The organism is Streptomyces beihaiensis (genome assembly GCF_026274175.1).
Taxonomy (GTDB): domain Bacteria; phylum Actinomycetota; class Actinomycetes; order Streptomycetales; family Streptomycetaceae; genus Streptomyces; species Streptomyces beihaiensis.
On sequence record NZ_JAPHNL010000129.1, the window covers coordinates 1 to 7,005 of the forward strand.

Consider the following 7,005-nt stretch of genomic DNA (forward strand, 5'->3'; position numbering starts at 1 on the left):
GGCGGTGCCGCGCCGTCCCCCGCGTCGGCGCCGCGCCCGATGGCGCCCGCCCGGGCCAGGACGTCCCTGGCCTGGGCGAGCACCCCCACGCCGTACGGTGTGGGGGACACGCCCGACGCGGTCCGCACGAACAACGGCTGTCCGAAATGCCGCTCGATACGCCGGAGTTGGGTGCTCAGCGCGGGCTGAGAGTAGCCGAGGGCCGCGGCGGCCCGGCCGATCCCGGCGGCGTCCGCGATGGCACACATCACCTTCAGGTGACGAAGCTCCAGCTCCATGGCGCGGATGCTAACGTCACGGATGCTGCGGGGTGCGGCTTTGGTGAGGTGCGGCCATCAGATGTCGCGAAACGTCTCGATCTGCGCGCCCACGGAGTTGAGCCGCTCCGCCAGCTCCTCGTAACCGCGGTTGATGACGTACACGTTGCGCAGCACCGACGTGCCCTCCGCCGCCATCATCGCCAGCAGGACGACGACCGCGGGGCGCAGCGCGGGCGGGCACATCATCTCGGCGGCGCGCCAGCGGGTCGGGCCCTCCACCAGCACGCGGTGCGGGTCGAGGAGTTGCAGACGGCCGCCGAGCCGGTTGAGGTCCGTGAGGTAGATGGCGCGGTTGTCGTAGACCCAGTCGTGGATGAGGGTCTTGCCCTGGGCCGCCGCGGCGATCGCCGCGAAGAACGGGACGTTGTCGATGTTCAGGCCCGGGAACGGCATCGGGTGGATCTTGTCGATCGGCGCCTCCAGCTTGGAGGGGCGGACCGTCAGGTCGATCAGGCGCGTGCGGCCGTTGTCCGCGAAGTACTCGGCCGTACGGTCGTGGTCGAGGCCCATCTCCTCCAGGACCGCCAGCTCGATCTCCAGGAACTCGATCGGCACGCGCCGCACGGTCAGTTCGGACTCCGTGACCACCGCGGCGGCCAGCAGGCTCATCGCCTCGACCGGGTCCTCGGACGGCGAGTAGTCCACGTCGGTGTCGATGTACGGCACGCCGTGCACCGTGAGGGTCGTCGTGCCGATGCCCTCCACCCGTACGCCGAGCGCCTCCAGGAAGAAGCACAGGTCCTGGACCATGTAGTTCGAGGACGCGTTGCGGATGACGGTCGTGCCGTCGTGGCGGGCCGCCGCGAGCAGCGCGTTCTCCGTCACCGTGTCGCCGCGCTCGGTCAGGACGATCGGACGGTCGGGCGCCACGTCCCGCTGGACCTCCGCGTGGTAGAGGCCCTCGGTCGCCGTGATGTCGAGGCCGAACCGGCGCAGCGCGATCATGTGCGGCTCGATGGTACGGGTACCGAGGTCGCAGCCGCCCGCGTACGGCAGCTTGAAGCGGTCCATGCGGTGCAGCAGCGGGCCGAGGAACATGATGATCGAGCGGGTGCGGCGGGCCGCCTCCGCGTCGATCGCACCCATGTCGAGCGCGGCGGGCGGAACGATCTCCAGGTCCACCCCGTCGTTGATCCAGCGGGTGCGCACGCCGATGGAGTTCAGGACCTCCAGGAGGCGGTAGACCTCTTCGATGCGCGCCACCCGGCGCAGGACCGTGCGGCCCTTGTTGAGCAGTGACGCGCACAGCAGCGCCACGCACGCGTTCTTGCTCGTCTTCACGTCGATCGCGCCTGACAGGCGGCGGCCACCGACGACCCGCAGGTGCATCGGACCGGCGTAGCCCAGAGAGACGATCTCGCTGTCCAGGGCCTCACCGATTCGGGCGATCATCTCAAGGCTGATGTTTTGATTGCCGCGCTCGATGCGGTTCACGGCGCTCTGACTGGTGCCAAGAGCCTCGGCCAGCTGCGCCTGTGTCCAGCCCCGATGCTGACGGGCGTCACGGATGAGCTTGCCGATGCGTACGAGGTAATCGTCTGCCATGACCGCAGGCTATCTCAGATATGAGATGCCGCATTCCGTGGGGTCCATGTGGGTGACAGAGGTTGACGAGGCGTCAGGGCCCGGCTCGTGGCCGTCCACCGGGAACACCGCTCCCGGTGCGGCGTACGCCACCGGCCCGGGGAAGCGTGTCGCGGCCCGTCGTACCGCGTCCACCGGCTCCACCGCGCGCCCCACGTGGGTGACGATGAGCCGCCGGGCCCCGGCCGCCGTGGCCGTGTCGCCCGCGTCCTCGGGGGAGTGGTGCACACCCGCCCCGTCGGCCGTATCGGCGCAGGCCGCCTCGCACAGCAGTGTCCCGCACGCCGCCGCCAGCTCGGTCAGGGCGGCGCAGGGCGCGCTGTCGCCCGAGTAGACGAGCGAGCGCCCCTCGTGGTTCACCCGCAGCGCGAACGCGGGCATGCCGTGAGCCACCTCACGCGAGGTCAGTTCCAGCGCGCCCACCCGCACCTGGTGCCCGTCGTGCAGCTCGTGCACCGCGAACGCCTGCTCCACCGGGCTGCGCCGCTCGCCGTGGGTGAGGAAGGCGGCGAGCCGGTCGGCGATGCCCGGCGGGCCGTACAGGGGGATCGGCGCGGCGAGTTCGATGTCCGCGTGCCGCAGTCCGTAGGAGGCGGTGAGCAGGTCGGCGGTGTGGTCGGCGTGCAGGTGCGAGATCCAGATCGCGTCGACCTGGTCGAGCCGCGCGTACCGCTGCAGAGCCCCGAGCGTCCCGCTCCCGGCGTCCGCCCACACGCGTGTCCCGCCCCCTTCGACGAGATAGCCGGAGCACGGGTTTCCGGCCGCCGGACAGGGGGTGGCGCTGCCGAGGACGGTGAGACGAAGGTCACTGGCCATTGCGGGACGCTATCGGACCGCCTGTCGCGTCGCCGTACGGGGGGTGCCGTACGACGATGGGTGGGTACCCGGGCGTGGGTGGGTACCCGGAACCCGGGCATGGTGATGTACTAGAGTTATCTCGACATCGAGATATCTGCCGAGGCGCACCGCGACCGCACGCCTCCGCCGACCTCGACGGTAAGGGTTACCTAAATAAGCCTTACCTTAGCGGATCGGCGACCCGACGTGACGGCAGGATGCGGTGGAACGCGCACATATATGAAGGAGACTGTCGTGTCGGCGAACAGCTTCGACGCCCGCAGCACGCTGCGCGTGGGCGACGAGTCGTACGAGATCTTCAGGCTGGACAAGGTCGAGGGCTCCGCGCGCCTTCCCTACAGCCTCAAGGTTCTTCTGGAGAACCTCCTCCGCACCGAGGACGGCGCGAACATCACCGCCGACCACATTCGCGCCCTCGGCAACTGGGACTCCCAGGCCCAGCCCTCGCGCGAGATCCAGTTCACGCCGGCCCGCGTGATCATGCAGGACTTCACCGGCGTCCCGTGCATCGTGGACCTCGCCACCATGCGTGAGGCCGTCGCGGACCTCGGCGGCGACCCGGCGAAGATCAACCCGCTTTCCCCGGCCGAGATGGTCATCGACCACTCGGTCATCGCCGACAAGTTCGGCACCAGCGACGCGTTCAAGCAGAACGTCGACCTGGAGTACGGCCGCAACCGCGAGCGTTACCAGTTCCTGCGCTGGGGTCAGACCGCGTTCGACGACTTCAAGGTCGTCCCGCCGGGCACCGGCATCGTCCACCAGGTCAACATCGAGAAGCTGGCCCGCGTCGTCATGGTCCGTGACGGCAAGGCATACCCCGACACCCTGGTCGGCACCGACTCGCACACCACGATGGTCAACGGCCTGGGTGTCCTGGGCTGGGGCGTCGGCGGCATCGAGGCCGAGGCCGCCATGCTCGGCCAGCCGGTCTCCATGCTCATCCCGCGCGTCGTCGGCTTCAAGCTGACCGGCAAGCTCAACCCGGGCACCACCGCCACCGACCTGGTCCTCACGATCACCGAGATGCTCCGCAAGCACGGCGTCGTCGGCAAGTTCGTCGAGTTCTACGGTGAGGGTGTCGCCGCGACGTCGCTCGCCAACCGTGCCACCATCGGCAACATGTCGCCGGAGTTCGGCTCCACCGCCGCGATCTTCCCGGTCGACGACGAGACCCTCAAGTACCTGCGCCTGACCGGCCGCGACGAGAAGCAGGTCGCGCTCGTCGAGGCGTACGCCAAGGAGCAGGGCCTCTGGCTCGACCCGGCCGCCGAGCCGGACTTCTCCGAGAAGCTGGAGCTCGACCTCTCCACGGTCGTCCCGTCCATCGCCGGCCCCAAGCGCCCGCAGGACCGCATCGTCCTGGCCAACGCCGCGCAGCAGTTCGCCCTCGACGTGCGCAACTACGTCGACGACACCGACGAGGCGGGCAAGGAGTCCTTCCCGGCCTCCGACGCCCCGGCCAACCACCCCGACGGCGGCCCGTCGAAGCCGGTCACGGTGACCGCCCCCGACGGCTCGACGTACGAGATCGACCACGGCGCCGTCACCGTCGCCGCGATCACCTCCTGCACCAACACCTCGAACCCGTACGTGATGGTGGCCGCGGCCCTCGTCGCGAAGAAGGCCGTCGAGAAGGGGCTGACCCGCAAGCCCTGGGTCAAGACCACCCTCGCGCCCGGTTCGAAGGTCGTCACCGACTACTTCGACAAGGCGGGCCTGACCCCGTACCTCGACAAGGTCGGCTTCAACCTCGTCGGCTACGGCTGCACCACCTGCATCGGCAACTCGGGCCCGCTGCCCGAGGAGGTCTCCAAGGCCGTCAACGACCACGACCTCGCCGTCACCTCGGTCCTCTCCGGCAACCGGAACTTCGAGGGCCGCATCAACCCCGACGTCAAGATGAACTACCTGGCGTCCCCGCCGCTGGTCGTCGCGTACGCCCTCGCGGGTTCGATGAAGGTCGACATCACCAAGGACGCGCTCGGCACCGACCAGGACGGCAAGCCGGTCTACCTGGCCGACATCTGGCCGTCGGAGGCCGAGGTCAACGACGTCGTCGCCAACGCCATCGGCGAGGACATGTTCGCCAAGTCCTACGAGGACGTCTTCGCGGGCGACGCCCAGTGGCAGGCCCTGTCCATCCCCACCGGCAACACCTTCGAGTGGGACGGCGAGTCGACCTACGTCCGCAAGCCCCCGTACTTCGAGGGCATGGGCATGGAGCCCGCCCCCGTCGAGGACATCGCGGGCGCCCGCGTCCTGGCCAAGCTCGGCGACTCGGTCACCACCGACCACATCTCGCCCGCCGGTGCCATCAAGGCCGACACCCCGGCCGGCCAGTACCTCACGGAGCACGGCGTGCAGCGCCGCGACTTCAACAGCTACGGCTCTCGCCGTGGCAACCACGAGGTCATGATCCGCGGCACGTTCGCCAACATCCGCCTGCGCAACCAGATCGCGCCGGGCACGGAGGGCGGCTACACCCGCGACTTCACGAAGGACGGCGCCCCGGTCTCCTTCATCTACGACGCCTCACAGAACTACCAGGCCGCCGGCATCCCGCTGGTCGTCCTGGCGGGCAAGGAGTACGGCTCGGGTTCGTCCCGCGACTGGGCGGCCAAGGGCACCGCGCTCCTGGGCGTCAAGGCCGTCATCGCCGAGTCGTACGAGCGCATCCACCGCTCGAACCTCATCGGCATGGGCGTCCTGCCGCTCCAGTTCCCGGAGGGCGCCTCGGCCGAGTCCCTCGGCCTGACCGGCGAGGAGACCTTCTCCGTCACGGGCGTCACCGCCCTGAACGACGGCTCGACCCCGTCCACGGTCAAGGTGACCACCGACACGGGTGTCCAGTTCGACGCGGTCGTCCGCATCGACACCCCCGGCGAGGCGGACTACTACCGCAACGGCGGCATCCTGCAGTACGTGCTGCGCAGCCTGATCAGCAAGTAGGCGGATCGCTAGCAGCGGGGAGGGCCGCACCACGCTCCGGCGGGGTGCGGCCCTCGCACGTGTTCAGACGGGTGGGGTACGGTCCCACCCGGTCCGAGTGGAGAACCTGGGACTTCGAGAGCCGGGGAGAGGAATGGCCGTGAAGGGCGTGAAGGGGCGGACGGGCGGGCGAGGCGTCCTCTGGTGGATCCAGTGGATCTTCCTCGCGATCGGGTCGGTGTGCCTGGTCGTCGGGCTGGTCCTGACGGGGAGCTCGATCTCGTACGTGACGAGCGCGAAGCATGCCAAGGGCACGGTGATCAGCAACGACAGCGTCACCACGCGCGAGACCCGCGGCACCGGCAGCAAGCAGCACAGCTACAACAAGACCATGGTGTACCCGGTGGTCAGGTTCACCCCGGACGGCGGCAAGCCGGTCGAGTTCCGTAGTTCGACGGGCACGAACTCGCCGTCCTACGGCCTCGGGGACCAGGTCGACGTCCTGTACAAGGCCGATTCCCCCAAGGACGCGAAGATCAACAGCTTCCTGACGCTGTGGCTCGGCCCACTGGTCCTCGGCGGGATCGGCCTGGTCTTCGGGGGAATCGGAACGGGCATCCTGATCGGGCGCCGAAGGAACGGGCGCGCCGGCTAGCAGGTCAGCACGTGGGTATCGACCCTCCGTACATGTCCTTCGCCTCGTCGTTGCCCTGTCCGGACAGGTAGTAGGCGGAGACGTAGTCCCGGCCGCCGGTGTCCATGTCGGTGTAGAGCCACCAGTGGTTGTAGGCGGTGTCGTTGCCGACCTTCGTGCCCCACACCTTGCAGAACACGTAGTTCGTGCCCGCGTTGAGGGTTCCGCCGTGGTCGCGGCCCGGCGCCGACGCGTAGGTCTTCACCCAGTACTTGCTGTCCGCCCCGCAGTTGGGAAGGGTGTGGCCGGAGTTGTCCTTGGCCTCGTCGTTGCCCCACTTGGACAGGTAGTACGCCGACACCCAGCCCTGGCCGCCGGTGTCCAGGTCGGTGAACATCCACCAGTGGTTGTAGGTGCTGTCGTTGCCGACCTTCGTGCCCCACTCCTTGCAGAACACGTAGTTCGTGCCCGCGTTGAGCGAACCGTTGCCGTCGCGGGAAGGTGCCGACGCGTACGTGTCCACCCAGTACTTCGTGGTCGTGGTGCCGCTCGTGCCGGTTCCGCCGTCCCAGGAGCAGGTGGGGATGGTGGTGCCGGAGTCGTCCTTGGCCTGGTCGTTGCCCCATTTGGAGAGGTAGTAGGCGGAGACGTAGTCCTGGCCGCCGGTGTCCATGTCGG

General features: G+C 68.9%; 5 protein-coding genes and 1 pseudogene. 2 read left to right on the forward strand and 4 right to left on the reverse strand.

Going from position 1 to position 7,005, the window contains the following annotated elements; translation table 11 throughout:
• The 3 genes from OFY01_RS13920 to OFY01_RS13930 form a co-directional block, all read right to left on the reverse strand.
• Window positions 1-278: LysR family transcriptional regulator (locus OFY01_RS13920; protein WP_266599741.1), on the reverse strand; the 278-nt coding region annotated here is incomplete at its 3' end.
• Between the two features lie 57 nt (window positions 279-335).
• The gene (locus tag OFY01_RS13925) at window positions 336-1,865 is read right to left on the reverse strand and encodes a helix-turn-helix domain-containing protein (RefSeq protein WP_266599743.1); all 1,530 of its coding nucleotides are present in this window, start codon (window positions 1,863-1,865) and stop codon (window positions 336-338) included.
• 9 nt (window positions 1,866-1,874) lie between these two features.
• A complete protein-coding gene (locus OFY01_RS13930) occupies window positions 1,875-2,720 on the reverse strand; it encodes an MBL fold metallo-hydrolase (protein ID WP_266599745.1) in 846 nt (281 codons plus the stop codon).
• 276 nt (window positions 2,721-2,996) lie between these two features.
• Between OFY01_RS13930 and acnA the strand changes: the two genes are divergently transcribed.
• Window positions 2,997-5,714 (forward strand): aconitate hydratase AcnA, encoded by a 2,718-nt coding sequence (gene acnA, locus OFY01_RS13935; RefSeq protein WP_323135509.1) that lies wholly within the window; start codon window positions 2,997-2,999, stop codon window positions 5,712-5,714.
• Between the two features lie 139 nt (window positions 5,715-5,853).
• Window positions 5,854-6,348, forward strand: a complete 495-nt coding sequence (locus OFY01_RS13940) for a DUF3592 domain-containing protein (RefSeq protein ID WP_266599749.1) — start codon at window positions 5,854-5,856, stop codon at window positions 6,346-6,348.
• A gap of 4 nt (window positions 6,349-6,352) precedes the next feature.
• Here OFY01_RS13940 and OFY01_RS13945 read toward each other — a convergent pair.
• Window positions 6,353-7,005: pseudogene (locus tag OFY01_RS13945) on the reverse strand (hypothetical protein); the annotation flags it as partial.